The 26,591-nt window shown below is 61.8% G+C and carries 22 protein-coding genes; 16 read left to right on the top strand and 6 right to left on the bottom strand.

Going from position 1 to position 26,591, the window contains the following annotated elements; translation table 11 throughout:
• Positions 1–59 precede the first annotated feature (59 nt).
• From ACWGXF_RS13265 to ACWGXF_RS13280, 4 genes are all read left to right on the top strand, one after another.
• Positions 60–1,586, top strand: a complete 1,527-nt coding sequence (locus tag ACWGXF_RS13265; RefSeq protein ID WP_054073984.1) for a DUF4178 domain-containing protein — start codon at positions 60–62, stop codon at positions 1,584–1,586.
• A gap of 51 nt (positions 1,587–1,637) precedes the next feature.
• Complete coding sequence (locus tag ACWGXF_RS13270) at positions 1,638–1,856, top strand: DUF350 domain-containing protein (RefSeq protein ID WP_003063240.1); 219 nt, start codon at positions 1,638–1,640, stop codon at positions 1,854–1,856.
• Between the two features lie 196 nt (positions 1,857–2,052).
• Positions 2,053–3,603 carry a polyamine aminopropyltransferase gene (locus ACWGXF_RS13275; RefSeq protein ID WP_039048475.1) on the top strand — a complete coding sequence of 517 codons (1,551 nt, stop codon included), beginning with the start codon at positions 2,053–2,055 and terminating at the stop codon, positions 3,601–3,603.
• Positions 3,603–5,339, top strand: coding sequence for an FAD-dependent oxidoreductase (locus ACWGXF_RS13280; protein ID WP_452102024.1), 1,737 nt, complete (start codon positions 3,603–3,605; stop codon positions 5,337–5,339). The genes ACWGXF_RS13275 and ACWGXF_RS13280 overlap by 1 nt, the downstream gene beginning before the upstream one ends.
• A 6-nt stretch (positions 5,340–5,345) precedes the next feature.
• Here ACWGXF_RS13280 and ACWGXF_RS13285 read toward each other — a convergent pair whose 3' ends face one another.
• The 3 genes from ACWGXF_RS13285 to ACWGXF_RS13295 all read right to left on the bottom strand — a co-directional run bounded on the left by ACWGXF_RS13285 (position 5,346) and on the right by ACWGXF_RS13295 (position 7,604).
• Positions 5,346–6,338 (bottom strand): HD-GYP domain-containing protein, encoded by a 993-nt coding sequence (locus tag ACWGXF_RS13285; RefSeq protein WP_452102025.1) that lies wholly within the window; start codon positions 6,336–6,338, stop codon positions 5,346–5,348.
• 15 nt (positions 6,339–6,353) lie between these two features.
• Positions 6,354–6,983, bottom strand: coding sequence for a retropepsin-like aspartic protease family protein (locus ACWGXF_RS13290; RefSeq protein ID WP_172415240.1), 630 nt, complete (start codon positions 6,981–6,983; stop codon positions 6,354–6,356).
• A gap of 135 nt (positions 6,984–7,118) precedes the next feature.
• Positions 7,119–7,604 carry a YajQ family cyclic di-GMP-binding protein gene (locus ACWGXF_RS13295; protein ID WP_003063225.1) on the bottom strand — a complete coding sequence of 162 codons (486 nt, stop codon included), beginning with the start codon at positions 7,602–7,604 and terminating at the stop codon, positions 7,119–7,121.
• A 103-nt stretch (positions 7,605–7,707) separates the two neighbouring features.
• On the opposite strand from ACWGXF_RS13295, the gene murB reads away from it, so the two are divergent.
• The gene (gene murB, locus ACWGXF_RS13300) at positions 7,708–8,805 is read left to right on the top strand and encodes a UDP-N-acetylmuramate dehydrogenase (RefSeq protein WP_039048477.1); all 1,098 of its coding nucleotides are present in this window, start codon (positions 7,708–7,710) and stop codon (positions 8,803–8,805) included.
• 61 nt (positions 8,806–8,866) lie between these two features.
• On the opposite strand, the gene ACWGXF_RS13305 is transcribed toward murB, so the two are convergent.
• Positions 8,867–9,358 carry a hypothetical protein gene (locus ACWGXF_RS13305; protein ID WP_003063220.1) on the bottom strand — a complete coding sequence of 164 codons (492 nt, stop codon included), beginning with the start codon at positions 9,356–9,358 and terminating at the stop codon, positions 8,867–8,869.
• Between the two features lie 262 nt (positions 9,359–9,620).
• Here ACWGXF_RS13305 and phaR point away from each other — a divergent pair, with 262 nt between their 5' ends.
• From phaR to ACWGXF_RS13330, 5 genes are all read left to right on the top strand, one after another.
• Positions 9,621–10,166 (top strand): polyhydroxyalkanoate synthesis repressor PhaR, encoded by a 546-nt coding sequence (gene phaR / locus ACWGXF_RS13310; RefSeq protein WP_012837888.1) that lies wholly within the window; start codon positions 9,621–9,623, stop codon positions 10,164–10,166.
• A gap of 215 nt (positions 10,167–10,381) precedes the next feature.
• On the top strand, positions 10,382–11,764 hold the full coding sequence (locus ACWGXF_RS13315) for a DUF1329 domain-containing protein (protein WP_452102026.1): 1,383 nt from the start codon (positions 10,382–10,384) through the stop codon (positions 11,762–11,764).
• 144 nt (positions 11,765–11,908) lie between these two features.
• Positions 11,909–12,673 carry an SDR family oxidoreductase gene (locus tag ACWGXF_RS13320; protein WP_054073989.1) on the top strand — a complete coding sequence of 255 codons (765 nt, stop codon included), beginning with the start codon at positions 11,909–11,911 and terminating at the stop codon, positions 12,671–12,673.
• Between the two features lie 149 nt (positions 12,674–12,822).
• Positions 12,823–13,215, top strand: coding sequence for a VOC family protein (locus ACWGXF_RS13325; RefSeq protein ID WP_452102027.1), 393 nt, complete (start codon positions 12,823–12,825; stop codon positions 13,213–13,215).
• Between the two features lie 419 nt (positions 13,216–13,634).
• Positions 13,635–14,891: a tetratricopeptide repeat protein gene (locus ACWGXF_RS13330; protein WP_452102028.1), complete on the top strand. Its 1,257-nt coding sequence runs from the start codon at positions 13,635–13,637 to the stop codon at positions 14,889–14,891.
• 53 nt (positions 14,892–14,944) lie between these two features.
• Here the strand turns inward: ACWGXF_RS13330 and ACWGXF_RS13335 are convergent, their stop codons facing one another.
• The gene (locus ACWGXF_RS13335) at positions 14,945–15,337 is read right to left on the bottom strand and encodes a VOC family protein (protein ID WP_012837892.1); all 393 of its coding nucleotides are present in this window, start codon (positions 15,335–15,337) and stop codon (positions 14,945–14,947) included.
• 129 nt (positions 15,338–15,466) lie between these two features.
• Positions 15,467–16,030, bottom strand: a complete 564-nt coding sequence (locus ACWGXF_RS13340) for a TetR/AcrR family transcriptional regulator (protein WP_256630244.1) — start codon at positions 16,028–16,030, stop codon at positions 15,467–15,469.
• 193 nt (positions 16,031–16,223) lie between these two features.
• Between ACWGXF_RS13340 and ACWGXF_RS13345 the strand changes: the two genes are divergently transcribed.
• The 6 genes from ACWGXF_RS13345 to ACWGXF_RS13370 all read left to right on the top strand — a co-directional run bounded on the left by ACWGXF_RS13345 (position 16,224) and on the right by ACWGXF_RS13370 (position 26,464).
• Positions 16,224–17,402 (top strand): efflux RND transporter periplasmic adaptor subunit, encoded by a 1,179-nt coding sequence (locus ACWGXF_RS13345; RefSeq protein WP_452102029.1) that lies wholly within the window; start codon positions 16,224–16,226, stop codon positions 17,400–17,402.
• 64 nt (positions 17,403–17,466) lie between these two features.
• Positions 17,467–20,613: a multidrug efflux RND transporter permease subunit gene (locus ACWGXF_RS13350; RefSeq protein ID WP_452102030.1), complete on the top strand. Its 3,147-nt coding sequence runs from the start codon at positions 17,467–17,469 to the stop codon at positions 20,611–20,613.
• The gene (locus tag ACWGXF_RS13355; protein WP_256630245.1) at positions 20,610–22,025 is read left to right on the top strand and encodes an efflux transporter outer membrane subunit; all 1,416 of its coding nucleotides are present in this window, start codon (positions 20,610–20,612) and stop codon (positions 22,023–22,025) included. The genes ACWGXF_RS13350 and ACWGXF_RS13355 overlap by 4 nt, the downstream gene beginning before the upstream one ends.
• 328 nt (positions 22,026–22,353) lie before the next feature.
• Entirely contained in the window at positions 22,354–22,845 is a 492-nt protein-coding gene (locus ACWGXF_RS13360) for a sigma-70 family RNA polymerase sigma factor (protein WP_012837896.1), read from the top strand.
• Positions 22,846–22,848: 3 nt separating this feature from the next.
• Positions 22,849–23,865, top strand: coding sequence for a FecR domain-containing protein (locus ACWGXF_RS13365; RefSeq protein WP_452102031.1), 1,017 nt, complete (start codon positions 22,849–22,851; stop codon positions 23,863–23,865).
• Positions 23,866–24,214: 349 nt separating this feature from the next.
• Complete coding sequence (locus tag ACWGXF_RS13370) at positions 24,215–26,464, top strand: TonB-dependent siderophore receptor (RefSeq protein WP_256630247.1); 2,250 nt, start codon at positions 24,215–24,217, stop codon at positions 26,462–26,464.
• Positions 26,465–26,591 lie beyond the last annotated feature (127 nt).

Below are 26,591 nucleotides of genomic sequence, written 5' to 3' on the forward strand. Positions count from 1 at the left end.
GCCGCCTTCAGGCCTTTTCCATTCAAGCGCAAGAAGCTCTTAATTCAATAGCAAAAAATATGGCTTCCAGCCCATCGCAGCGCGACTACAGCGCTCCCTGTCCTGGTTGTGGCGCGCCGGTCCACTTCGCCAGTGCGCAATCGAGTTTTGCCGTCTGCGAGTTTTGCCGCAGCACCGTGTTGCGCGATGGCGAGACGCTCAAGCGCATTGGCTCCATGGCCGAGGTGTTCGAGGACTACAGCCCGCTGCAGCTGGGCGCCTCGGGCATGGTCAAGCGCAACGGCAAGCCCGAGCCCTTCACCATCGTGGGCCGCGCCCAGTACAAAAGCGCGGCCGGCAACTGGTCGGAGTGGGTGGCTGCGCTCAGCAACGGCGAGCTGGCCTGGCTGAGCGAGGACAACGGCAGCTTTGTCTTTGCCGTGAACTGGCAGCCGCCGGGCTGGAACGTGAAAGAGTTCCAGCAGCGCGAATGGCGCATGGGCCGCGAGCTCAAGGCAGGCACGGAATCCTTTACCGTCACCAGCATTCAGGATGCGCAACTGATGGCGGCTCAGGGCGAGCTGCCCCAGCTGCCCCAGCTCGGCAAGAGCTTCAAGCTGGTGGAGCTGCGCAGCGACAAGAACCAGATTCTCTCCATAGACTTCAGCGACAAGACACCGGCCTTCAGCCTGGGGGCAGCCGTGGCGCTGGAGGCTTTGCAGATGCAGGGCCTGCGCAGCAGCGCCCAGCAGAAAGCCCAGGGGCGCCACTTCAACTGTCCCAAGTGCGGTGCCGTAGTGCCCGTGCGCTTCGACACCACCAAGGCCCTGAGCTGCCCCAGCTGTGGCAGCCTGATCGACATGTCCAAGGGCATGGGGGCGGAGCTGAGCTATGCCGAGCAGCGCAGAAAGGTCAAGCCTCTGATCCCGCTGGGCAGCGAAGGCACGCTCGACGGCCTGAAATGGCAGGTCGTGGGTTTTCAGAGGCGCAGCGGGCGTGGTCTGGGCGAAGATGAGGACGACAGCTTCACCTGGGACGAGTACCTGCTCTACAACAAGAAGGCGGGCTTTTCGTTCATTGTCGATTCGGAAGACGGCTGGAGCACGGCCCGCGTCATCACGGGTGCTCCCAAGCTCAGCAAGAACGGCGCCACTGCGACCTATCTGCAGCGCAAATACCAGCGCGACTACGCCTACCTGGCGGAGACGGAATATGCAGAGGGCGAGTTCTACTGGCCCGTCTTCAAGGGCGCCAAGTCCAGCAATGTGGACTTTGCCAATGGCGGCAAGCAGTCCACGCTGGCGCTGGAGACCGCCAATCAGGAAACGACCTGGACCCATGGCCAGCGCGTTTCGGCTGAGACGGTGGCCAAGGCGTTCGGCACGGCCAAGCTCAAGGATCGCTCCCAGGTCAGTCCTCTGTCGGGCAGCGGCTTCAGCTGGGGCACGATTCTGTTCTGGTTGTTCCTGCTGCTGTTCATCCTGCCGTTCCTGCGTGCCTGCATGTCCAGTCCCAACTGCGACCCGCGCACAGATCCCAACTGCACGTACAGCCGCTCCAGCAGCGGCTCCTACGGTGGTTACACCTCCGGTGGCAGCCATAAATAAGCGTCGCTGCTCTCACAGGCAGGCCCCCCATCTCATTACAGGAGAGACATCATGAATTTCGACTGGTTCAGCGCCCAGAACTTCTTCGGCTCCATCATCTACGCCCTGGTGGGCGTGGTGGTGTTCTGGCTGTGCTTCATCATCATCGACAAGATCACGCCCGTGGACATGTGGGCCGAGATCGTGGAGAAGCACAACAAGGCACTGGCCATGGTGGTGGCGGCCATGTGCCTGGGGATCAGCATCATCGTCGCTGCGGCGATTCACTAAACACCCCCTGAGGCGCCCGCGCCTTCCCCCTCTCTCGCTACGCGGGAGGGGGACGACTGCATCGCTGCGCGGCGGCGCTTGCTGGCAGTCCCTCGTTTGCAGCGCGCCGGGTCTGAGCTTCAGAGTCCAATGGGAAGTGCTGATTCCTGAGGAGTGCAGGCCGATGGTGTGCTGAACTAGATAGAAAGTACCTTTGATGACTTCGATGGTGGCCGAGCAGGACAGCGCTGGCCTGGGGCCTAGGCCCATTGATGTGGCGCTGCTGGCCAGCGTCTTCGTGATTGCGGCCTGCGGCCTGCTCTACGAGTTGGCGGCAGGTGCGCTGGCATCCTATCTGCTCGGTGATTCGGTGCTGCAGTTCTCCACCATCATCGGCACCTATCTGTTTGCCATGGGCATAGGCTCGTGGCTGTCGCGCTATTTCGAAGACCAACTGCCCGCGCATTTTCTGCGTGTGGAGCTGATGGTGGCACTGGTCGGCGGTGCCTTGCCGGCCGTGCTGTTTCTCGCCAATGCCTATGCGCCGGGCGCGTTCCGCTTTCTGCTCTACGGCATGGTGATGGTGGTGGGCACGCTGGTGGGGCTGGAGATTCCGCTTGTCATGCGCATTCTCAAGCGCAATGCATCGCTCAAGGATCTGGTCTCCAAGGTGCTGACCTTCGACTATCTGGGGGCCCTGGCCGTGTCGCTGGCGTTTCCCATCGTGCTGGTGCCCAAGCTGGGCCTGGTGCGCACAGGTCTGCTGTTCGGCTTCATGAATGCGGCCATTGCCGTGTGGGCCCTGGTGCTGTTCAAGCATGAGCTGCGCAATCTGCGTGCCCATGCCTGGGCCTGCGCGCTGGTGCTGCTGGCCCTGGGCGGCGGCATCGCGGGCGCGGATCAGCTGACCCGGCTGGCCGACGACCATTTCTACCAGGACCGCATCGTGCTCTCCAGCAGCTCGCCCTACCAGCGCATCGTGGTGACCCAGGGACGCCAGGGCGCGCGGCTGTACCTGAACGGCAATCTGCAGTTTGCCCAGAGCGACGAGTACCGCTATCACGAAGCGCTGGTCCACCCCGCCATGGCTGCGCATGGCGCACCGAAGAAGGTGGCGGTGCTGGGCGGTGGCGACGGCATGGCCGTGCGCGAGGTGCTCAAGTACCCGGGCGTGGAGTCCGTGGTGCTGGTGGAGCTGGATCCGGCCATGACCGATCTGTTCAAGAGCAACGCCATGATGACGGCGCTTAATGGCAATGCACTCAACGATGCCCGCGTGAGCATCGTCAACACCGACGCCTTTCACTGGTTGCAGGAGACTGCAGACACCTTCGATGTGATCGTGGTGGACTTTCCCGATCCCACGAATTTCGCCATAGGCAAGCTGTTCACCAATAGTTTTTATTCGCTGCTGGACAAGCGTCTGGCGGCCAGCGGCTATGCCGTGATTCAGACCACCTCGCCGCTGATTGCGCGCCAGAGCTTTTGGACCGTGGTGCAGACCGTGGAGTCCGTGGGTCTGAGGGCACGGCCCTATCACGTGCATGTGCCCAGTTTTGGCGAATGGGGTTTTGTGCTGGCCAGCCACCGTCCCTGGCGCGAGCCCGAGGCTTTGCCCGCCGGCATGCGTTTTCTGACCCTGCCCACGCTGCGCCTGATGTTTGACTTCCCTCTCGATATGGCGCGCCTGCCGACCGAGGTGAATCGCCTCTCGAATCAGGTGCTGGTCAACACCTATGAGCGCGAGTGGGGCAAGGTGGAGCATTGATGCGGGCCGATCTGAAGCGGCGCGACTGGCTCGGGCTGGCGGCCGCCAGCGCTTTGGGCGCAGCGGGCCTGGCCGGCTGCAAGCAGCCAGCGCCCAGACTGGAGGACTTGCCTGGCGGCTTCAGCGGCGTGGCGCTGGAGCGCGGTCATGGCCTGCGCCCTTTCTGGCAGCGCCTGGCACAGGGGCTGGAGCTGCCTGCACCTGCGGTGGTACACCAGGCGCCGGTAGTGATTGCGGGCGGGGGCATGGCCGGGCTGGCGGCGGCACGCGCGCTTGAACTGGCTGGCGTGCAGGGCGCAGCCTTGCTCGATACCCAGGCCGCCATGGGAGGCAACAGCCAGGGCGGGCAAGTCAAGGGCATTGCCTGCCCCTTGGGCGCGCACTATCTGCCCGTTCCCGGCGACGATGCCCATGAGGTGCAGGACTGGCTGGAGGAGCTGGGCGTGCGCCAGCGCTTCGCTGGCCGCTGGCGCTATGACGAGCGCTATCTCTGCCATAGCCCTCAGGAGCGCCTGTACTGGCAGGGTGGCTGGCATGAGGGACTGCTGCCCGTGCAGGGCGTGAGCCAGCGCACGCTGGAGCAATATGCGCTGTTTGAAAAGCAGGTCGAGGCAGCGGCTCAGGCGGCGGCCTTTGCCATGCCTTCCATCCGTGTCTGGCAGCGCGAAGCGGGTCTGCCTGCCTCTCATGCGGTGCTCGATGCACAGCGTTTCGACCAATGGCTGGCGGTGCAGGGCCTCGATGACGAGCGTCTGCTCTGGTATCTGGACTACAGCTGCCGCGATGATTTCGGTGCCGGTCTGAGCTGCGTCTCGGCCTGGGCGGGGATTCATTATTTCGCCAGCCGCCATGGTTTCCACGCGCCGCGCCTGCAGTCCGGGCATGAGAGCGAAGCGGATGGCGAGCAGGTGCTGACCTGGCCCCAGGGCAATGGCTGGCTGGCGCAGCAACTGGCGGCGGGACTGAAAGCCACGCAGCTGCAGACCGATTGCAGCGTGCTTGCCGTCACCGAGGACGCGGGCGGTGTGCAGATCGAGGTTTATCACCATGGCCGCCAGCAGCATGAACGCTGGCTGGCGCGCCATTGCGTGGTGGCGCTGCCCAGCTTTGTTGCTGCAAGAGTGCTGCGCAATGCGCCCGATTTTCTGCGTGCCGTGGCGGCTCGCCTGGACTGGGCTCCCTGGCTGGTGGCGAACATCCATATCGACCGACCGCTGGCCGACTACCCCGGCGCCGAGCCCGCCTGGGACAATGTGCTGTACCGCGATGGCAATGCGGGCGGGCTGGGCTATGTGGATGCGGGCAATCAGCGACTGGACCGCATCCGCAGCCAGCCTACGGTGCTGAGCTACTACCAGGCGCTGGGCGACTGGGCCGATGGGCGCAGGCAATTGATGCAGCAGCCGTTTGCCTTCTGGCGCGAGCGCATCGTGAACACGCTGAGCGAGCCGCACCCAGACCTGCTGCAGCAGGCCACACGCATGGAAATCACCCGCTATGGCCATGCCATGGCGATTCCGCGTCCTGGCGATCAGCAGATATTGAGCGAAATAGCCGTCAAGTTCAGTGCCAGCAAGCGCAATCTGCTATTGAATGGGGAGCGAGTGCAGGGCCTGCCCACGCCTGCGACGGCGCGACTGAGCTTTGCGCATTCGGACTGGGCCGGCTATTCGGTGCTGGAAGAGGCGTTCACGCGTGGCCACCATGCCGGCCTGATCGCTGCACAAGGCGTTTAGAAAGGGTCAGCGTCTGCTGCCCGGCAGCTTGACCATGCGGTACAGCTCGGCGTTGCCGCGTGCACTGTGAATGCCCAGCTGTGCCATGGAGCGCAGGTCCAGATCCAGCGTCAGCGAGGAACGCGCCAGCGCGGAGGTGATGGCCGGCCTGCGCCCCTCCAGATGCCAGATGGGCGGGTACATGCTGTGGCCGTCACGGTCGATCACGCTGGCAATCTCGGGTTCTTCCAGACTTTTTCCGCGGCGCAGCACCACGGCCACTTCGCCATTGTCCAGCTGCACATAGGTGCCGGGCGGGTACAGGCCCACGACATCGATCAAGGCCTGCTTGACCTCATCGGCGTATTGGCCGCCCTGCTGCAGCACTTGCAGAGACTCGGTGGCCGAGCGGCCGCTACGGGTCTTGCGCGGGCTGATCAGGGCAGCATAACGGTCTACCGTGCCCAGAATGCGTACCAGACGCTCCAGCGGCTGCAACTGTGCCAGCGGCGCGGGCTGCAGCACCACATGGTGGTATTGCACGCTGTCCAGCCAGAGTCGGTCACGCACCATGAGCCGCTCCAGCATCAGCCGGCCCTCTGTGGGGTGCTGCTTGACGGCTTCGGCCTGCTGGCTGCTCAGCGGTGTACGCTGCTCGGCCAGCTGGTTCTGCAGCACGGTCATGCCGATGTTCATGGTCAGAGCGGCCTGGATCAGCGTGTCGCGCTCGAATTGAGGCAGGTCAAGCTCCTTGGCAAGGATATGGCACAGGCCCGCGCAGACCACGGCGTGAGACGGGCTATAGCCCTCGGTTGTCGAGCTGGCACGCTGAAACATCAGATACAGCGCGGCATCGCTGTCCTGCGTGATGAGGTCTTGCAGCCACAGGTCAAGCTGGTGCAGCTTGATGGCAAAGCCGGGGATGCGCAGCGGCTCGGTCAGCAAAACCGCGAGTGCGGCCTCCAGATCCGACCACAGGCCCAGCAGGTCTTCATAGGGGTCGTCGTAGCGTGCGTGCATGGGCGAGAGGCGGGTTCAGTTCTTTTCCAGAACCATCTCATTGCCCTTGCGGGTCATCTGAAACCGGGTCAGCAGACTGTTGCCCAGCAGCACATAGGGCATGGACTGGGGGGCAACGACGGCCTCTATGCCGTAGACCTCCATCTCGCCCAATTTGACGCTGTCGAGCTTGATGCGCCAGCCCTGGGCAGTGCCGTTGGCCGTGCGCATCAGGACGGGGGCACCCTGCTCGTAGGGCAGGCCCATGCGATCGGCATCGGCGCGGCCTATGGCAATGGTGCTGGCACCGGTGTCCACCATGTACTGCATGGTTTTTCCATTGATATAGCCGCGATCCACAAAATGGCCGCGCGAGTCGGCGATCAGGACCAGCCGGCCCGAGCGCGCAGCGCCGCCAATGCCGCCCCGGCTGCCCACGCTGACCGGAGCTGCTCCCAGGTGCACGGTCTGGCGCTGGCCCTTGATATCCACCACGGCGGAGTCGCCGCTGATCTGCAGCAGGCGCACCTCCTTGTGGCTTTCGTTGACGGCCAGCGCCTTGGGGGCACTGCCATCAATGACCAGCAAGGCCTTGCTGCCCAGCACGCCGGTCAGGGCTACGGACTGTCCCAAGGCACTGCTGGAGGCCACAGCGACTGAAAGCATGAGCCCCATGCGACGCAGGCGAGAGGCGCGGGGCAAGGAGCTGGGCTGGCCGCGTCGCCCTGTGGCAACGGCCTCACTCCCCTCCCGCAAGGCGAGGGAAGGGAAAGCAGCGGAGCTGCGCAGGGGGGGCTTCATTCAATCGCGGAAATTGTTGAACGACAGAGGGTGGTCGGCCAGATCCTTGCGGATCAATGCCATGGCCGCCTGCAGATCGTCACGCTTGGCTCCGGTGATGCGGACCTTCTCTTCCTGAATGGCCGCCTGCACCTTGAGCTTGCTTTCCTTCATCAGCTTCTGGATCTTCTTGGCCAGCTCGGACTCGATGCCGTTCTTGACCTTGATGAGCTGCTTGACCTTGTCGCCGCCAATCTTCTGTGCCTTCTGGATGTCCAGGAAGCGCACATCGACATTGCGCTTGGTCAGCTTGTTGCGCAGCAGGTCTTCGACTTGCTGCAGCTGGAACTCGGCATCGCCGTAAATGGTGATTTCCTTGTCCTTGAGTTCGACGGCGGCCGATGTGCCCTTGAAGTCGAAACGGGTGCCAATTTCCTTGGTGGCGTTGTCAACGGCGTTCTTCACTTCGACGAAATCGGCTTCGCAAACAGTGTCAAAAGAAGGCATGTGTAATTCCTATCAGTATCAGAGCGGTAAACAGCCACAGTGCGCCGGGCCGTGATGTGCGGCTTGCCAGCAGCAGAGCAGGCGCAGTGCGACAATTGGATGGATGTTAGTCGAGAAAAATGTTCCCCTGCAGCATTGCAACACCTTTGGCATTGCCGCGCGCGCCGAAACGCTGGTGCGCATTCGTAGCCAGGACGATATCCGTCAGTTTCTCGCCGACCCGCTATGGGGGCGGCAGCCTGTGTTCGTCCTTGGCGGTGGCAGCAATGTGGTGCTGACGGGCGACGTGGCCCCCGTGGTGCTCAAGATGGAAATCATGGGCATGCGGCTGCTGCGCGAAACCGACAAGCACTGGATTGTCGAGATCGGGGCGGGCGAGCGCTGGCATGACATGGTGGCATGGACGCTGGCCCAGGGCTATACAGGCCTTGAAAACATGGCCCTGATTCCAGGCACGGTAGGCGCGGCCCCGGTGCAGAACATCGGCGCTTACGGGATGGAGCTGCAGGATCGCTTCGACTCCCTGGACGCGATCGATCTGGTCACCGGCGAGCAGTTCAGCCTCAATGCCGCGCAATGTGCCTTCGGCTACCGTGACTCGGTGTTCAAACATGCTCCGGCTCAGCCCAAGTACTGGCCAGTGACGGGCTCGACGGCTGTCCCGCGCGGCCTGGGTCTCAAAGGGCGGGCGGTGATCACCCGGGTGCGTCTGGCGCTGCCCAAGAGCTGGCAACCGGATCTGGGCTATCTGGATCTGCAGCGCAAGCAGGCGGAAAAAGGCATAGAGCAGCCGACTGCACAGCAGATCTTTGAATGGGTCTGCGAGATTCGTCGTGCCAAGCTGCCGGACCCCGACGTCATCGGCAATGCGGGTAGCTTCTTCAAGAATCCCACGGTGACGACCGAGCAATGCGCGGACATCATCGCGCGCGAGCCCAAGATTGTTCACTATCCCATGGATGACGGCTCCATCAAGTTGGCGGCCGGCTGGCTGATCGATGCCTGCGGTTGGAAAGGCAAGACCATGGGCCGCGCGGGCGTCTACGACAAGCAGGCGCTGGTGCTGGTCAATCGCGGAGATCGCCACAGCCTCGATGCCAGCGTGACCGGCGGCGAGGTGATGACGCTTGCAGGGGCAATTCAGACCAGTGTCTACGAGCGCTTTGGCATTCGCCTGGAGCCCGAGCCGGTGGTGATCTGACTTTGTCGGTACCAACAAAAAAATGGAGCCAGGAGGCTCCATTTTTGATGGTGAAAAGCGCTTATTTCCAGAAGGCCGGGCGCAGCAAAATGCCCGAAATACGGTAAGGAGCCTTGGGCTCGACCGCCAGTTCCATGGGCACAAAGCCCTTGGTGCAGCTCAGCAGCACGCTGGTGGCCAGAGGTGTGGAGCTTTCCATGCGGCCAACCGTCTGGCAGCTGCCGACGCCGGTGCGCACGGAGTCCAGAGCTTTCTGCACGGTGTCGATGGGGGAGTTCTTGAGGAACTCCTCGTTGAAGTTGTTGGCAGCCAGCTTGGACTTGCCGTCCATGGCTGCGACAACTGCCTGCAGGCGCTTGCGCAATGCGGCGTCTGCAGCAGCGGCATCCACATTGGCAGGGACTGCCTGAGCTGCGGGTGCTGCCTGTGGCGCAGCAGCCTTGGCGGCATCGGTCGCAGCAGCATCGGGCTGGGCCTGTGCTGCAGTCATGAAGCCGGCGGCAGCCAGCAGGGCGGTCAGACAAACAGCATTGCGTGTTTTGGTGGTAATCATCCGTTGAGCCTTTCGTCAAACAACGAGAGGCACTGTAAACCTTCTGCAAGCTTGATTTCGATAGACGGCAAATTGTTTTTTGTGAATAAATGGCAAAGACCTGATGCTGGCTGTGACGGTGGTGCGACTTTGTTGCAACACGGACAAGCTGGGTTGTCAGGGTTACTGCTTGCCGGTGAGGCTTGTGCACTGCCTAAAATCTGTTGCACTGCAATAGCTCAATTGACGACGGGGCCGACCCCCAGAACATAAAGGACTTGCGATGCAAGAAAGCAAAGAGGGCAAAGAGGGTGATGTCCAGGTGGGGAGCCAGCGAATCATCAAGAAGTATCCCAATCGCCGCCTCTACGACACCAATACCTCTTCATACATCACTCTGGCCGAGGTCAAGCAACTGGTCATGGATAGCGAGCCGGTGGTCATCAGGGATGCCAAGACCAATGAAGACCTGACGCGTTCCATCCTGCTGCAGATCATTCTGGAAGAAGAAGCGGGCGGGGCTCCCATGTTCTCCGAGGCAATGCTGGCCAACATCATTCGCTTCTATGGTCATGCCATGCAGGGCTTCATGGGGAGTTACATCGAAAAGAACGTGCAGATGTTCACGGACTTCCAAAGCAAGCTTGCGGGCCAGTCCCAGGGCATGAACCCCGAGGCCTGGAAGCAGTTCATGAGCATGCAGCCTCAAGCCATGCAGGGTTTGATGGGCAGCTATATGGAGCAGTCCCAGAACATGTTCACGCAGATGCAGGAGCAGATGCAAAAGCAGACGGAGCAGATGCTGGGCGTGTTCGGCATCAAGCGCTGAACGAAAACTGCTTTTCCCGAGCGGGCCAATGGCCCGCTTTTTTGTGTCTGTTGCTGGCTTCTGCCTGCGCTAGTCCTAATTGACGATGTTTGCGATTGTCGCCGGTCGAACAATGATTCCGTTGCTTCGGAATCGCGAGTGGGCAAGGAAGAAGAACGATAAAAGAAGTTCAATGACAGGTAGATGCATGGCGGATGCATCCAAGGAGACTAGGCATGAAGTTAGGAGAGGGCCCTCGTTTGCTGGCGGTCTTGGCTGCAGGTGTATTGTTTGTGGGGGGGGCTTGGGCCAAGGCGACGCCCGATGAGCTGGCCAGGCTGGGCAAGTCCCTGACCTGCACGGGAGGAGAGAAAGCGGGTACAGCCAGTGGTGTGCCCGAGTTCACGGGCAAATGGCTGGGTACGCCGCCCGGCATTCAATACAACCCGCATGCTGGCCAGCACCCGGTGGACCCCTATGCCGGTGAAAAGCCGTTGCTCACCATCACGGCTGAGAACCTGGCGCAGTATGGCGAGCGTCTGAGCGAGGGGCAGAAGGCCATGTTTGCCAAATACCCCAAGACCTATCGTATTCCGGTCTATCAGGGCCACCGTGACTTTCGCTTCTCGGATGCCGTCTGCGCGGCGGCCAGAAAGAATGCCCAGGATGCGGTGATGAACGCAGACGGTCAGGGCACAACGGGTGCGGTCAAGGGGGCGCTGCCCTTCCCGTTCCCCAGAAATGGACTTGAGCTGGCCTTCAACAATCTGCTGCCTTCGCGGGCTTTCACCGAACACACGCTGCGTGACAACGCCAATGTGTTGGCCGATGGCAGCATCGTCTGGGGTCGTGCCGACAATCGCGCTTTCAGTCAGATCAACGACCCGGCCAACGCAGGGCAGCCACTGGGCAGTCCCATGTCCCAGGGCATGAATGCGGTCAAGTTGCCCGAACGCGAGAAAGGCGGCGTCAGCGTGGTGTCCGAGCCGGTTGAATTTGGCAAGGAAAAGCGCCTGGGCTGGAGCTATGACCCCGGCACACGTCGTGTGCGCCAGATTCCAGAGTACGGTTTTGACCAGCCATTGTCGGGCACCGGTGGCAAGCTGACGATTGACTCCGATCGCCTGTTCAACGGCTCGCCCGAGCGCTACAACTGGAAGTCGCTGGGCAAGAAGGAAGTCTATGTGCCGGCCAATGCCTACAAGATTCACGGCAGCAACGTGAAGTATGCCGATCTGCTCAAACCCGGTCATGAAAACCCCGACTACATGCGCTACGAGCTGCGCCGGGTCTGGGTGCTGGAGGCTTCGCTCAAGGATGGCTACCGCCACATGTTCGGCAAGCGCGTGCTGTTCCTCGACGAAGATACCGGTCAGGCACTGATGAGCGATTACTACGATGCACGCGGCCAGCTGTGGCTGCAGGCGGTGGTCAATCATTACTACGCCTTCGACGCAAGGATCTGGCATGCGGGCACCAGCTTCTATCACGACCTGAACTCTGGCGGCTATGTGGCCTACAACCTGTTCCAGGAGCGCACCCAGGGTCCCGTCTTGAACAAGGGCAATATGACTGCAGCCATGTTTACGCCCGAAGCAGCACGTAACGCAGGCAACTAAAAAATGAATCCGGCAAACAGCTTGTGGCGTAGTTTCTGTGGCTGCGGGCTTTTGCCATTCAAGTCAGGAGGCGCTTGCGCCTCCTTTTTTATGTGGCAGTAGCAATGCCCTGCTCAGGGCTTGGAAAAACAAGAGGAGACGTAGATGACGAATCGTTTGCAGGGCAAGGTGGCGCTGGTCACTGGTGGTGCCAGTGGTGTGGGTCTGGAGGTGGTCAAGTTGCTTCTTGGTGAAGGCGCCAAGGTCGCATTCAGCGATATCAATGAAACGGCGGGGCAGCAACTGGCGGCTGAATTGGGCGACGGCTCCATGTTCGTCCGCCATGACGTGAGCAGCGAGACGGACTGGACGCTTGTGATGGCGGCGGTGCAGCAACGTCTTGGCCGGCTCGATGTGCTGGTCAACAATGCCGGCATCCTGCTGCCTGGTGATATGGAAACAGGGCGTCTGGAGGATTTCAGCCGCCTGCTCAAGATCAACACCGAGTCGGTCTTCATCGGTTGCCAGCAGGGCATTGCGGCGATGAAGCAGGCCGGTGGCTCCATCATCAATATGGCTTCGGTATCCAGCTGGCTGCCCGTGGAGCAATATGCCGGCTACAGCGCCAGCAAGGCTGCAGTGTCCGCGCTGACGCGCGCCGCTGCGCTGAACTGTCGCAAGCAAGGCTATGCGATTCGCGTCAACTCCATTCATCCCGATGGCATTTATACGCCCATGATGCAGGCTTCGCTGCCAAAGGGCGTGAGCAAGGAAATGATCTTGCATGACCCCAAACTCAACCGCGCCGGCCGCGCCTATATGCCCGAGCGCATCGCGCAACTGGTGCTGTTCCTGGCCAGCGACGAGTCCAGCGTCATGAGCGGTAGCGAGCTGCATGCCGATAACTCGATTCTGGGCATGGGGCTATAGATGAAAGTTTGAATCTGACCGCTCCCCGGAAGGCCTTGAAGCGTTTCAAGGCCTTTGCCGTTTTTGCTGAGTAGGATGATGCAGTCAATGGTCTTGAGCGGTAAAGATGCGACCGTTCAAATTCGGTTGGGTTTTGAGAGGATGCCTTCATGAAATTGGGTTACACAATCATCTACGTCCCGGATGTCTCGGCATCGCTGGAATTCTTTAACCGGGCATTCGGCATAGAACAGCGTTTTCTGCATGAATCCGGAACCTATGGCGAGCTCGAGACAGGGCAGACCACGCTGGCATTTGCCGCCCATGAACTGGGCGCGTTGAATTTTCCTGGCGGCCATGTCGAAGCGCACAGCTCTGCCAAGCCGTTGGGATTTGAAATCGCGCTGGTCACGGAGGATGTCGAGCAGGCTCATCGGAGCGCGCTGAGCGCCGGCGCCATCGAGATGGCCGCTCCGACGGCCAAGCCCTGGGGTCAGATGGTGTCTTATCTGCGTTGCCCCGACGGCTGCGTGGTGGAGCTTTGTACGCCCATGGCTGGCTGATCCGCAGAGATGCCTGCCCGCAAAGGCGCAAGGTCCGGGCCTGGCTTTTCGCACTGTTTGCAATATCGCGAACATGCGACGCAAATTGCACCCTGGCGGAGTTTGACCGGGCAGATCTCTGTGTTGCCTGGCCTGGGAGAGCCTCGAGCAGCAATGCTGTCCCGAGACAAGAGAGACTTCGCGGGCGTATAGCGGCTCTGTGACTACAGTCTAGGGAGAGCACCGTCGGCAGTCATTTCCGTGCTGAGGCGGTCAGTATGGTTTTGATAGCTGCCAACGCTTTATGGACAAAGTATTGCTTCTATATACTCCCATTTTTTCTGTGAACAGGGGAAGCAATGCTTGCGCGATGGTCTGGTGCTTTGGTTCTGTCGGCTTGGCTGTCAGTTTGGGGTTGTGCGCAGGCTCAGCCCAGCGAAATGGTCAATGCCGCGAAGACAGGAGATGTCGCGGCACAGTACGAGTTGGGAAAAGCCTATCTTTACGGCAAGGGCGTGGAAAAGAATGCCGACGATGCCTTGCGCTGGCTGCGTCTGGCCGCAGAGCACAATCATGCGCCGTCCCAGTATCTGCTGGGTCTGGTCTATGTGCTGGGTGCCGAGGGTGTGAAAAAAGATCCTGAGGCAGGGCTGACACACATTCATCAGGCTGCAAACGCCGGAAATCTCGATGCGCAGAACCTGCTGGGAACTATTTATCTAAAAGGCGAAGCGGTTGAGAAGGATGCCGCAACAGGTGTCGCATGGCTGGAGCGCGCCGCGCAACAAGGCTCTGCAACGGCACAAAATAGCCTGGGCTTTGTCTACCGCAAAGGCGAGTTGCTTGCCCAGGACTTGCAGGCCTCGTTTCGCTGGTATCTGATGGCGGCGCAGCAAGCCGATGTGCTTGCACAGTTCACCGTGGCCGAGATGTACTACCTTGGCGAAGGCGTGGAGAAGAATCGTGCCGAAGCTGCGAAATGGCTGACCCCGCTGGCAGACAAAGGCGTGCAGAGAGCCCAATTGCTGCTGGGAAAGATTTGCTTCGAAGGCCAGGGTGTGGCCCCCGACTACAAGCTGGCCGTGCTGCTGCTGCACGCTGTCGCCATCCGCGGCTCGGGCGAGGCTTACTATGAGCTGGGCCGTCTGTTCGAGCAGGGAGAGGGCGAGTATCGCAACGAAAAAGAAGCGATTGCCTATTACACCCAGGCGCTGAAGTACCAGCATGCAGCGGCGGCGCAGCGGCTGGAGCAGCTCTCCGCTTCGTCGCCAAAGTCCGCAGAGTTTGCGCAGTCCATGGAATACATGGAGAACCTGAACTCGGCTCTCAAGGGCAATGTTCTGGCCCAGTACAACGTCGGTGTCTTTCAATATCTGGGCAAGGGCTTTGCGCAACCCAACTACACGGAGGCCGCCAAGTGGTTCACCATGGCAGCCAATCAAGGCTATGCCAAGGCCCAGTACAACCTGGGCACCTTGTACGAAAACGGCGAGGGTGTGGGCAAGAGCCTGGCTCAGGCGCTCAAGTGGTATCGGCTTGCCGCCGAGCAGCAGGATGCCCCGGCCCAGTACGCGCTGGGAACTTTGTACCGGGACGGTCTGGGTGTGAAGAAGAATGCCAAGCAGGCTCGTGAGTGGTTGCAGCGCGCCGCAGAGCAAGGCCATGCACCGGCAAAAAAGGCTTTGGCACAGCTCTGAGCTGACAAGCGGGGGCCGTTTTCGGAGGCCCCGGCTTGCCAGCGCGAGCACGACTAGGCCGGCTCCGAGATCTCGATCAGGTTCAGGTCGGGGTCACGCACATAGATGGAGCGGATTTTCGATGTGGCACCGGTGCGCATCACAGGGCCTTCGGCGATGGGAACCGACAACTGCTGCAGACGCGCGATAACCTCGTCCAGCGGCACCGAGGCCAGAAAGCACAGATCAAGGGCACCGGGTACAGGCGTGTGGGCCTTGGGCTCGAACTCGCGCCCTTTCACATGCAGATTGATCTTCTGCCGGCCGAACACAAAGGCCTTGCGCTCCACGGGCGGGGTGCCGCCGATGAAGGATTCCAGCCGCATGCCCAGGACTTCGGTGTAAAAGCGTATGCATTGGGCTTCGTTGGCCGTGGTGAGAACCAGGTGGTCGAGGTGACTGATCATGACAAGGCTACTCTCTGGTTGTGAAAACGAGTGTGAAGGTACGCGAACTCGCGTTGCAGGGGAACGGCATGACCATGGTGCAGCTGGAGGCCGGCATGGCCGGTAAGGCTGCAGTCGGGGTCGATTCTGTCAGGCTGTCGCCGTCCCATCCTGGCGCATGACTCCATGCAAAAACGCCTGCTCGGCAAGCTGTGCCAGCGGGGCGCGCGGGATGCGACCGCGGCGCTCTCCATCGATGAGCGCGATCACGGTTCCCAGCCACAGCTCGGTCAGCGTTGCGGCGCTGAAATCGATGCGGAACACGCCTTCCTGTTGGCCGCGCAGGAAAAAAGCGTCGACCTTGGGTTCCCAGATCGCATTTTCCTCCATGGGTTTTTCGACTTCATTCCAGTAATAGGTCAGGAACAGCGTGAATTCACGGTGTTCAAGATGCTTGGCATTGAGGCGCTTGAGGGCCTCGAGTACCGGGCCTTCCTCGATGCGGGCTTCGTCCAGCGCATCGTCCAGCGTGCGCAGGCTTTGTTCCAGCAGTCGCTTGATCAGCAGATCGCGCGTGGGGCAGAAGCGATAGAGCGTGGCCTTGCTGATGCCTATGGCCTTGGCCAGCTCCTGCAAGGTGGCGCGTGGGTGGTTGACCAGGGCCAGGGCCAGTGGGGGGAGGATTGCTGTGTTGTCGTGGGGGGCGGTCGTCATTCGTGGCTCCGGTTGGGGCGGATACGGATGAACCTATTTTGATTCAAGCGGCGGGCCTAAAAGCTTGGGATAGCAACTTTACTTGGTATCAAAATGCCATGAATCAATATAGGTCCTAATGAATCAAATTTGATTCAAAAAATATTTTCATGCATCATGCGCTTCTTTCAAGATTTGACAAGACTCAAAAGCCATGAAGAAGAAAAGCCAGAATGTGCGTGCCTGGTCGGCCCTGGCCGCATTGGCAGCCGCAATGATGTTGGCCGGCTGCATCAAGTCGGAAGCGGGCGGACCGCCTCAGGAATTGCCGCTGGTGGATGTGGTGACCGTCAAGCCCAGGGCGCTGAGCCTCAGCGCTGAGCTGCCCGGGCGCATCGAGCCCGTACGTGTGGCGGAGGTGCGTGCGCGGGTGCCGGGTATCGTGCTGAGCCGCAACTTCAAAGAGGGTGCCGATGTGAAGGCTGGAGAGGTGCTGTTCAACATCGACCCGGCACCGCTGCGCGCGGCGCTGTCGCGGGCCCGGGGCGAATTGGCGCGAGCCGAGGCCGCGCTCTCCGATGCTCAGTCCGTGGTGCGTCGTTACGAGCCGCTGGTGGAACAGGAAGCCGTGAGTCGCCAGGATTTCGACAGCGCCAAGGCCGCGCTGCACAGCGCCTTGGCCACGCGTCAATCGGCCCAGGCCGAAGTCGAGGCGGCACGCCTGAACCTGGACTATGCGACGGTGAGGGCCCCGATTTCGGGCCGCATCGGCCGTGCCTTGGTGACGGAAGGTGCCCTGGTCGGCCAGGGGGAGGCCACACCGATGGCAGTGATACAGCAGCTTGACCCCATTTATGCCGATTTCCGCCAGACCGCAGCGCTGGCCACGCGCTTGCGTTCACAGCAACAGGGAGAGCAGTCGCAGAAGAGTGCTCCAGTGACGCTGGTGGCGGACGGTCTGGACGAAAAGCGCCAGGGACGCATGCTGTTTTCGGATGTGACGGTGGATCGCGGCACCGGCCAGCTTGCACTGCGCGGTGAATTCCCCAACAAGGATGGCTTGCTGCTGCCCGTCATGTATGTGCGCGTGACCATGGGCCTGGGCGAGGATCCCGCGGCCATTCTCGTGCCTCAGCGCGCGGTGCAGCGCGGCGCCGACGGACTGGCCCATGTGCTGGTGCTCGACGAGAACGACATTGTGCAATCCCAGAAGGTGAGCACCGGTGCCATGTACGGCTCCGACTGGCATATCACCGAGGGTCTCAAGGAAAACGCCCGAGTGCTGGTCGGAGGCCTTGCGGCAGCCGTGCCCGGCACCAAGGTGCAGATCAGAGCTGCCGCTGCAAATCTCGCTGACGCTGTCAAAGATGCGGAAGTCACTGAAAAGAAATGAGCACTATGCGCTGGTCCTGCAAGCGCTGAATGCCAAGAAGACAAGCCTTATTCAAGGATAGACAATGTCCCGGTTTTTTATTGATCGCCCCAAGCTGGCCTGGGTGGTTGCGATCTTCATCCTGCTGGCCGGCCTGCTGGCGATCCCGGCCTTGCCCGTGGCGCAGTTTCCCAACGTGGCTCCGCCGCAGATCTCCATCTCTGCAACCTATCCGGGGGCGTCAGCCACCACGGTGATGGAGTCGGTGACCAGCGTCATCGAGGAGGAGCTCAACGGCACCAAGGGGCTGTTGTACTTCGACTCGTCCAGCGGTGCCACGGGCCTGGCCGAGATCACGGCCACCTTCGCGCCGGGCACCGATCCCGCACTGGCCCAGGTCGAGGTGCAGAACCGCATCAAGAAGGCCGAGGCCAGACTGCCCGCATCGGTGATGCAGATGGGTCTGCAGGTAGAGCAGGCCAGCGCCAACTTCCTGCTGATCTATTCGCTGACCTACAAGGGTGACGACAGCGGCAAGAACGAGGTCCGCCTCTCCGACTATGCGGTGCGCAACATCAACAACGAGATCCGGCGCGTACCCGGTGTGGGCAAGGTGCAGTACTTCGGCGCCGATGTCGCCATGCGGGTCTGGGTCGATCCGCAGAAGCTGCTGGGCTACGGCCTGTCGGTGGCCGACGTGAATGCGGCCATTGCCGCGCAGAATGCCCAGGTGCCGGCTGGCAGCTTCGGCAGCCAGCCCGGATCGTCAGAGCAGGAACTCAGCGCCACGATTGCCGTCAAGGGAGCGCTGAGTTCGCCCGAGGAGTTCGGTCAGATCGTGTTGCAGGCCAGGGCCGATGGCTCGGCCGTGCACCTGGCCGATGTGGCGCGTCTCGAAGTCGGCCAGCTCGACTACAGCTTTGCCTCGCGCGAGGACGGCCACAAAGGAGTGGCGGCCGCCGTGCAACTGGCACCTGGTGCCAATGCTATGCAGACCGCCAAGGCGGTCAAGGCGAGGCTAGCCGAGCTGTCGCAGAACTTCCCCGATGATATTCAGTACGCAGTGCCCTACGACACCTCGCGCTTTGTTGAAGTCGCCATCGGCAAGGTGATCCAGACCCTGGTCGAGGCCGTGGTGCTGGTGTTCCTGGTGATGTGGCTGTTTCTGCAGAACCTGCGCTATACGCTGATTCCCACCATCGTGGTTCCGGTGTGTCTGGCCGGTACCCTGGCGGTGATGTATGCGCTGGGCTTCTCGGTCAATATGATGACCATGTTCGGCATGGTGCTGGCCATCGGCATTCTGGTCGACGATGCCATCGTGGTGGTGGAGAACGTGGAGCGTCTCATGGCCGAGGAGGGGCTCTCGCCGCTGGCCGCCACCGTGCGCGCCATGCAACAGGTCTCGGGGGCCATCGTCGGCATCACGCTGGTGCTGGTGGCCGTGTTCCTGCCTCTGGCCTTCATGAGCGGCTCGGTGGGCGTGATCTATCGCCAGTTCTCGCTGTCGCTGGCGGTCTCCATCCTGTTTTCGGGCCTGCTGGCGCTGACTTTCACGCCGGCGCTGTGCGCCACGCTGCTCAAGCCTGTTGCCGAGGATCACCACAAGGAGAAAAAAGGCCTCTTCGGCTGGTTCAACCGCCACTTTGCCAAGCTGACCGAGCGCTTTTCGCTGCTCAACCAGCGTCTGGTCAGGCGCACAGGCCGCTATATGCTGATCTATGCGGCCATCGTGGGCGGGCTGGGCTTTGCCTATACGCGCATGCCCGAGTCCTTTGTGCCTTATGAAGACATGGGCTACTACATCGTCAGCGTGCAACTGCCTCCTGGTGCGACCGAAGCGCGTACCGAGGCCGTGGTGCGAGACATGGAAGCCTATGTGCAAAGCCGCCCCGCGACGGCCCAGGCCGAGTTCCTGATGGGCTACAGCTTCTCGGGCATGGGGCAGAACGCGGCCATGGCCTTCGTCACGCTCAAGGACTGGTCCTTGCGCGGCAAGGGTCAGGCGTCGTGGGACGAGGTCCAGGCCTTCAACCAGCGCTTCGGCAGTCTGTCCGACGGTGCGGCCATGGCGGTGGACCCGCCACCCATCGACGGCCTGGGCAACTCCGGCGGCTTTGCGCTGCGTCTGCAGGATCGCGCCAGTCTGGGCCGTGAGGCCTTGGTTGCCGCGCGCGACGAACTGCTGAAGAAGGCCAATGCCTCGCCGGTGATCGCCTACGCGATGATGGAAAACCTCGAAGACGCGCCGCAGCTGCGCCTGGACATAGACCGGCGCAAGGCCCAGGCCCAGGGCGTGAGCTTCGCGAGCATCAGTGCCGTGCTGTCCACGGCCTATGGCTCGGCCGTGATCAACGAGTTTCCGAATGCGGGGCGCCTGCAGCGCGTGGTGGTGCAGGCCGACATGGCAGCGCGCATGACGCCCGAGGCCCTGCTGCGGCTGTATGTGCCCAATGCCCAGGGCGAGCAGGTGCCGCTGGCCTCGTTTGCCAGCGTGGAGTGGGAGCAGGGGCCGGTGCAGATCTCGCGCTACAACGGCTATCCGGCCTTCCGTATCGCGGGCGATGCCAAGCCCGGCCACACCACGGGTGAGGCCATGGCCGAGCTCGAACGCATCCTGGGTGAGATGCCGCGCGGCATAGGTTACGAGTGGACGGCGCTGTCCTATCAGGAAAAGGCTGCTGGCGCACAGGCTCCCAAGCTGTTCGCACTGGCCATCGTGGTGGTGTTCCTGCTGCTCGTGGCCCTGTACGAAAGCTGGAGCATTCCCGCAGCCGTGATGCTGATCGTGCCCATAGGGGCGCTGGGCTCGGTGCTGGCCACCTCGGCGCTGGGTCTCTCGAACGACGTGTACTTCAAGGTCGGCCTGATCACCATCATCGGCCTGGCGGCCAAGAACGCCATCCTGATCGTGGAGTTCGCCAAGGACCTGCACGAGCGCGGCCATTCGCTGGCGGAAGCGGCATTGCAGGCAGCCCGTTTGCGCTTCCGCCCCATCGTGATGACTTCGCTGGCCTTCATCCTCGGGGTGGTGCCGCTGGCGCTGGCCACCGGGGCGGGGGCCTCCAGCCAGGCCGCCATCGGTGTTGGCGTGATCGGCGGCATGCTCAGCGCCACCTTGCTGGGCGTGCTGTTCGTGCCCATCTTCTTTGTCTTCGTGCTCTCGCTGCGGCGCAAGCGCCCCGCAGTGCCGGAGGAAAAAAACACAGACTCCGAAGGAGAACCCGTATGAACGGGCGAAACACCATGCGTACCGCGACGCTGACGCTGATTGCCGCGATGCTTGCCGGCTGCTCTTTTGCACCGACCTATGAAAGACCTGCTGCGCCCATTCCCGGCAACTGGAGCGCGGCATCATCGGCCTCGGCTGCATCGATGCAGAGCTTGCACTGGAAGGATTTCGTGATCGATGAGCGCCTGCGCTCGCGTATCGAAACGGCGCTGGCCAACAACCGCGATCTGCGCCAGACGCTGCTCAATGTGCAGACCGCACGAGCGGCCTATCGCGTGCAGCGTGCGGACCAACTGCCCGGTCTGGAAGCGCAAGCCAGTGGCAACCGCCAGCGCCTGCCTGCCGACCTGAGCGGCACAGGAGCGGCCAGGGTGCAGAGCAACTATCAGGCAGGCGCCGGGCTGATGGCTTTCGAGCTCGATCTCTTCGGCCGCGTGAGCTCGCTGTCCGAGGCTGCGCTGATGGAATACCTGGCCACCGAGGAGGCCGCGCGCAGCGTGCAGATCAGTCTGGTTGCCGAAGTGATCCAGGCCTCGCTGGCGCAGGACAGCGCGCGGCAGCGCCAGGCCCTGGCGCTACGCACCTTGCAGGCGCGCGAGAAGGAATGGCAGCTGATGGGCGAGCGTCGCAAGACCGGCACGGCAAGCCGTCTGGACGAGCAGGAGGCTCAAGGCCAGCTCGAGCAGGCGCGCGCCGAAGTCGAGCGCTTCGAGCGCGAGCTGCGCCAGGCGGGCAATGCTCTGGACTGGCTGGTGGGTGATGGCAGGGTCCAGCCGGCAGCAGATCTGAGCGCCACGCCCCTGGTGCAGGAGATAGGCCCGGGTCTGCCCTCAGATCTGCTGGTGCTGCGCCCCGATATCCGCGCCGCCGAATATCAGCTGCGCGCGCGCAATGCAAGCATAGGCGCGGCGCGGGCCGCGTTTTTCCCGCGCATCTCGCTCACGGGCTCCTATGGCTCGGCCAGTGCCGAGCTTGGCGATCTGTTTGCCGGCGGCCAGCGCTCCTGGTCCTTCATGCCGCAGCTCGGCTTGCCGATTTTTGATGGCGGGCGCAACCGCGCCAATCTGGAGATCGCGCAGTTGCGCAAGGACATGGCGGTTGCCAGCTACGAGCGCAGCATTCAGACGGCGTTTCGTGAAGTCAGCGATGCACTGGCCTCCGTGGAGACGCTGAGGCGCGAGGAGCTTGCGCGCCAGCGCCTGGTGCAGACCAGCGCGAATACGCTCAAGCTTGCCGAGCTGCGCTATCGCGCGGGGGTGGACAGTCATCTGCGCTATCTGGATGCGCAGCGCACGGACTATGCGCAGCAGATGGCACTGATCGAGGTCAGCGCGCAGCGGCAGATGGCCCTGGCCACGCTGTTCAAGGCCTTGGGTGGTGGCTGGCAGGCCAGTCCTGGAGCCCAAGGTTGAGTGCGCCTAACCCGTTCGCTGCATGAGAGGAGCGTTGGTGTGGCCTATGAAGCCGCTCCAACGCTCATGAGACTCAGCCAGATTGGACGGATGGGCCGAGTCTTGCTTGGCCTCTGAAATCAAGGAACCGAGCCAGTCGTCGAAAGCCGTGCGGTTTGCAGGATGCCGGTGAATTTGTTGGCGATGAGGGGATGGCCGGCAGGCGAAGCAAAGGCCGAGCCGAAATTCCCCAAAAACCACATCTATTTCATTTTTGACTCTGATCGATAATAATTCTCATTATCAAAAATGAGTAACGCATCGTATCTTGTCATACCCATTCCGCTCCTTGACCGACGTGGCCAAGATTTATGGAGAGCATCACCCCTGGCTTTTGGGCTGGCTGAGGCGCAAGCTCGGCGGAGCTGATCATGCAGCGGATCTTGCGCAAGATACCTTTGTGAGAGTGCTGGCTGCCCAGGCGGAGCAGCGCGCGCTGGTGTTGCGCGAACCGCGTGCCTATCTGACCACGGTGGCGCGCAATCTGCTCATCAATCATGTGCAGCGGCTGTCGCTGGAGAAGGCATGGCTGGACGCGATGGCCCAGTTGCCGGAGCCTCTGGCGCCTTCGCCCGAGCAGCAGTTGCTGGTGCTGGAGTCATTGCATCAGGTCGATGCCATGCTCAACGGCTTGCCACCCAAGGTGCGCGAGGCGTTTCTACTATCCCAACTCGATGGTCTGAGCTATGCACAGGTGGCAGAGCGCTTGGGAGTCACGTCTCGCACCGTCAAGCGCTATATGGCCCAGGCATTCGAGCAGTGCATTTTGCTGGTGATTTGAGTCATGGTCGTTGTACCTCCTTCGGCTCTGGATATCGATCCGAGCGCAGCACGGCAGGCTGCACAGTGGCTTGTGCGGCTGCATGCCGGCGATGTCGACATGACTGTGCATGCAGAACTCATGCGCTGGCGCAACTCGGATCCGAGTCATGAAATGGCCTGGCAACGCGCCGAACTGGTTCTTGGCAAACTGAATGCAACCCGGGCCGGCAACAGTGCCGAAGCAGGCAATACGCTGGGCGGCCTGAGCGCTGCGGCGCTGCGCGAGGCGAATCGCTCGCGGCGGCGTGCCGTCGCGCGGCTGCTGGCGACAGCGATTGTGGCGGGGCCGCTCGGCTATGGGGTCTGGCGTCTTGCGCCCTGGCATGAATGGTCGGCGGACATGCGTACCGACACGGGCGAGAGCCGTGAATCGACGCTGGCCGACGGCAGCAGAATCCAGCTGGATACCGGCAGCGCCGTCGACATGGCGTTCACATCATCGGAGCGTCGCCTGATCCTGCGCGCGGGCGCCATCTGGGTGCAGACCGCTGCCGATGCCGCGCTGCGGCCTTTTCTGGTTCAGACAGCGCAAGGAACGGTCCGGGCATTGGGGACGCGTTTTACCGTGCGCATCGCTCCGCCCTTTGCGCGAACGGAACACAGCTGTCTCATTGCGGTTCAACAAGGAGCGGTGGAGTTGAGTCCCGTCAACGACGACACAAGCGTGCGCATCGATGCGGGAAAGCAGGCACAGATGAGCGCGGGGAATGTCGGCGTACCCGAAGCAGCCGGCCTGGCCTCCGATGGCTGGACTCACGGGGTGCTCTATGCGGAAAAGACACCGCTGGGGATTTTTGCTGCCGAGCTTTCGCGCTATCGCCCGGGCATCGTGCGATGCGATCCGGCTGTTGCTGCGCTGCCTGTGAGCGGAGCCTTTCAACTGCGCGATACGGATCAGGCCCTGGCGGCGCTGGCTGCCTCCCTGCCCATCAGAATCTTGCAGCGCTCGCGTTACTGGGTGACTATCGTGTCGCGCTGAAACGCTCGATTTCTTCACCTTCCATGTCCCCTTTTTGCCAGGACGCCGGTCATACAAGAAAGGCAACACATTTATCGGCTTTTTCAAAAAGGGTTACTCCATGGTCTTGGCGCAGCATATTTCCGGGCAAATTTCAGTGCCCCCATCCTCCTTTGTGTCCGTCGGGAGCCTGGGCCTCAAACAGAACGCAGTTCAAGCTGCGCTGATCCTGCTGCTCGGGATGGCAGGTGCCGGCAGCGTCCAAGCCCAGTCGAGTCAGGGCTCCGCCAGCAGCCCGCAAGCGAGAGAGTACAGCCTCCCCAGGGGACTATTGAGCCAGGCGCTGGCGCGCTTTGCAGGGGAGTCGGGAGTGACGCTATCCGCGGACTCTGCGCTGACCGGGGAGCTCCAGACGGCTGGTTTGAATGGCAGATTTGCAGTCGCTGAGGGCTTTGCGCAGCTGCTGCGTGGTACCGGGCTTGAGGTCGCGCAAACCCAGCCCGGTATTTTCATTCTGCGCAAAAGCACTCAGGCCCCTGTGGCGGCGGGTGCAGCCCCCAGTCTGGCGGAAGTGCTGGTGACTGCAGCGGCCGAAGCATCGACCTTCTCGGAAGGCACGGGTTCCTATGCTGCACAGCTGGTCACCATCGGCAAGAGTGCACAGAGTCTGCGAGAAATTCCGCAGTCGGTGTCGGTGGTGACGCGCCAGATGCTGGAGGACCAGAATATCCAGAGTCTCGATGACGCCATGCGCACAGTGCCTGGCGTCACTGTGGAGCCAGGCAGCACAGGGGGCAATCATGGCAATTTCTACCTGCGCGGCTACGCGGTAGATACCGTGCAGATCGACGGCGTCAACACTCCTGCGAGCACCGGCAATGATCTTTCCAGCGGATTCGGCATGGCCATGTATGACCGCATTGAGGTTCTGCGCGGCCCTGCAGGACTGTTCCAGGGGGCAGGCGACCCTGGCGGCTCCATCAATCTTGTACGCAAGCGCCCCAAGGCGCAGCGGGAGTTCAGCACGCAACTATCGGCCGGCTCCTGGAATCGCTACTACGCCGAGGCGGACATGAGCGGGCCTCTGAGCAGTGATGGACGCATACGCGGGCGTCTTGTCACCGCCTATCAGGATCACGGCTCTTTTGTGGATCATGTGTACTCCAGGAAGCCGTTGATCTATGGCGTGCTGGACGCCGACCTCACTCCCTCGAGCACGCTTACCGCCGGAGCCAGCCATCAGCAATACAAGGGGCGTCCCGCCTTCGGCCTGCCTGCCTATCCGGATGGCCGCCTGCTGGATATTCCGCGCTCCAGCTATCTGGATCCCATCTGGAACCACATCACCGAACGCAACACCGAGTACTTCGCAGAATTTCAGCATCGCCTGGACAATGGCGGGCAGATCAAGCTCAATGCGACCTACCGGGAGCAGGATGAACCCTCTCGCCTGTTCGGCTGGTCGGACTGCGCGGCCGACCCTGCTACCGGCGACAGCTGCCTCATCAGCTGGGCTTACCGCAGTCACTGGAAGACGCATGGCCTGGACGGCTTCATCACCACGCCGTTTGCCGCGCTGGGCTCATCCAATAATGAGCTGACGCTGGGAGCGGACTATCGCAAGGTGCACAAGAGCTTCAAATACGGCGGCGGAGACGATGCTCCCATCAATATCTTCGATCCCGACAACAACGTTCCCAAACCTGCGAATTACAGCTTCTCCAACGGCAACGACAACCGAACCGAGCAGTACGGGCTCTATGGACGGATCAATCTGCGCCCGGCCAGCGGCGTGTTGCTCAGCATGGGAGGGCGCATGACCTGGTGGGACAACCATGCCGTCAATCGCAACGCCTATTTCAACCAGTTCTCCGAAACCGATACGCGCATCAGCGGCAAGTTCACTCCCTATGCGGGAGTCGTGTTCGACCTGAGCGAGCAGTTGTCTGCCTATGCCAGCTACACCCGTATTTTCGCGCCGCAGACCGCCAGCGACGCTGAGGGCATGACATTGCGCCCACGCGTGGGCCAGCAGTACGAGGCAGGCCTGAAGGGCGAATGGCTGAACAAACAGCTCAATGCCCGTGCGGCTGTTTTCCGCATGGAGGACAGCAATCGTGCAATGACCGATCCGGCCAATCCGCTGTTCTCCCTTGCCGCTGGCAAGATGCGCAGTCAGGGTGTGGAGGCGGAAATCAACGGTCGCATAGCTCCGGGCTGGAATCTCGCTGTCGGATACGCGTACACACAGACCAAAACGCTGGAAGGAACACCGGACGAGAAGGCTCAGCTCTATACCTTCATCGCTCCGCGCCACAGCTTCAACCTGTGGACACGCTACCAGTTCGGTTCGGGGCCTCTGGAGGGCTTCAGTGTGGGTGGCGGTCTGCGCAGTGTCAGCCGGATGTACCGCCTCAATGGTGACGTGAAGTTCTCTCAGGGTCCGGTGACTACGGCAGCACTGCAGATCGGCTATCGCTTCAACAAAAATCTGGATGCAACGCTGACCGTCAACAATGTCTTTGACAAGGTGTATTACCAGCGTGTCTGGGCGGCTTATGGCTCCAACTACTATGGCGAGCCGCGCAATGTGATGCTGACGCTGCGCGGCAGGTTCTGAGCGCCTGGTTCAAGGCGAACCCAGGATCCGGCCTGCAGATGCCCTGGCCCGTGAAAGCCCGTCAATGCGGGCGCGAGAGCCCGGGACGCAGTCCGGTGCTCGGGGCATTGCTGGCAGGCAGATCGTG

Source organism: Comamonas sp. HJ-2 (assembly GCF_053615495.1).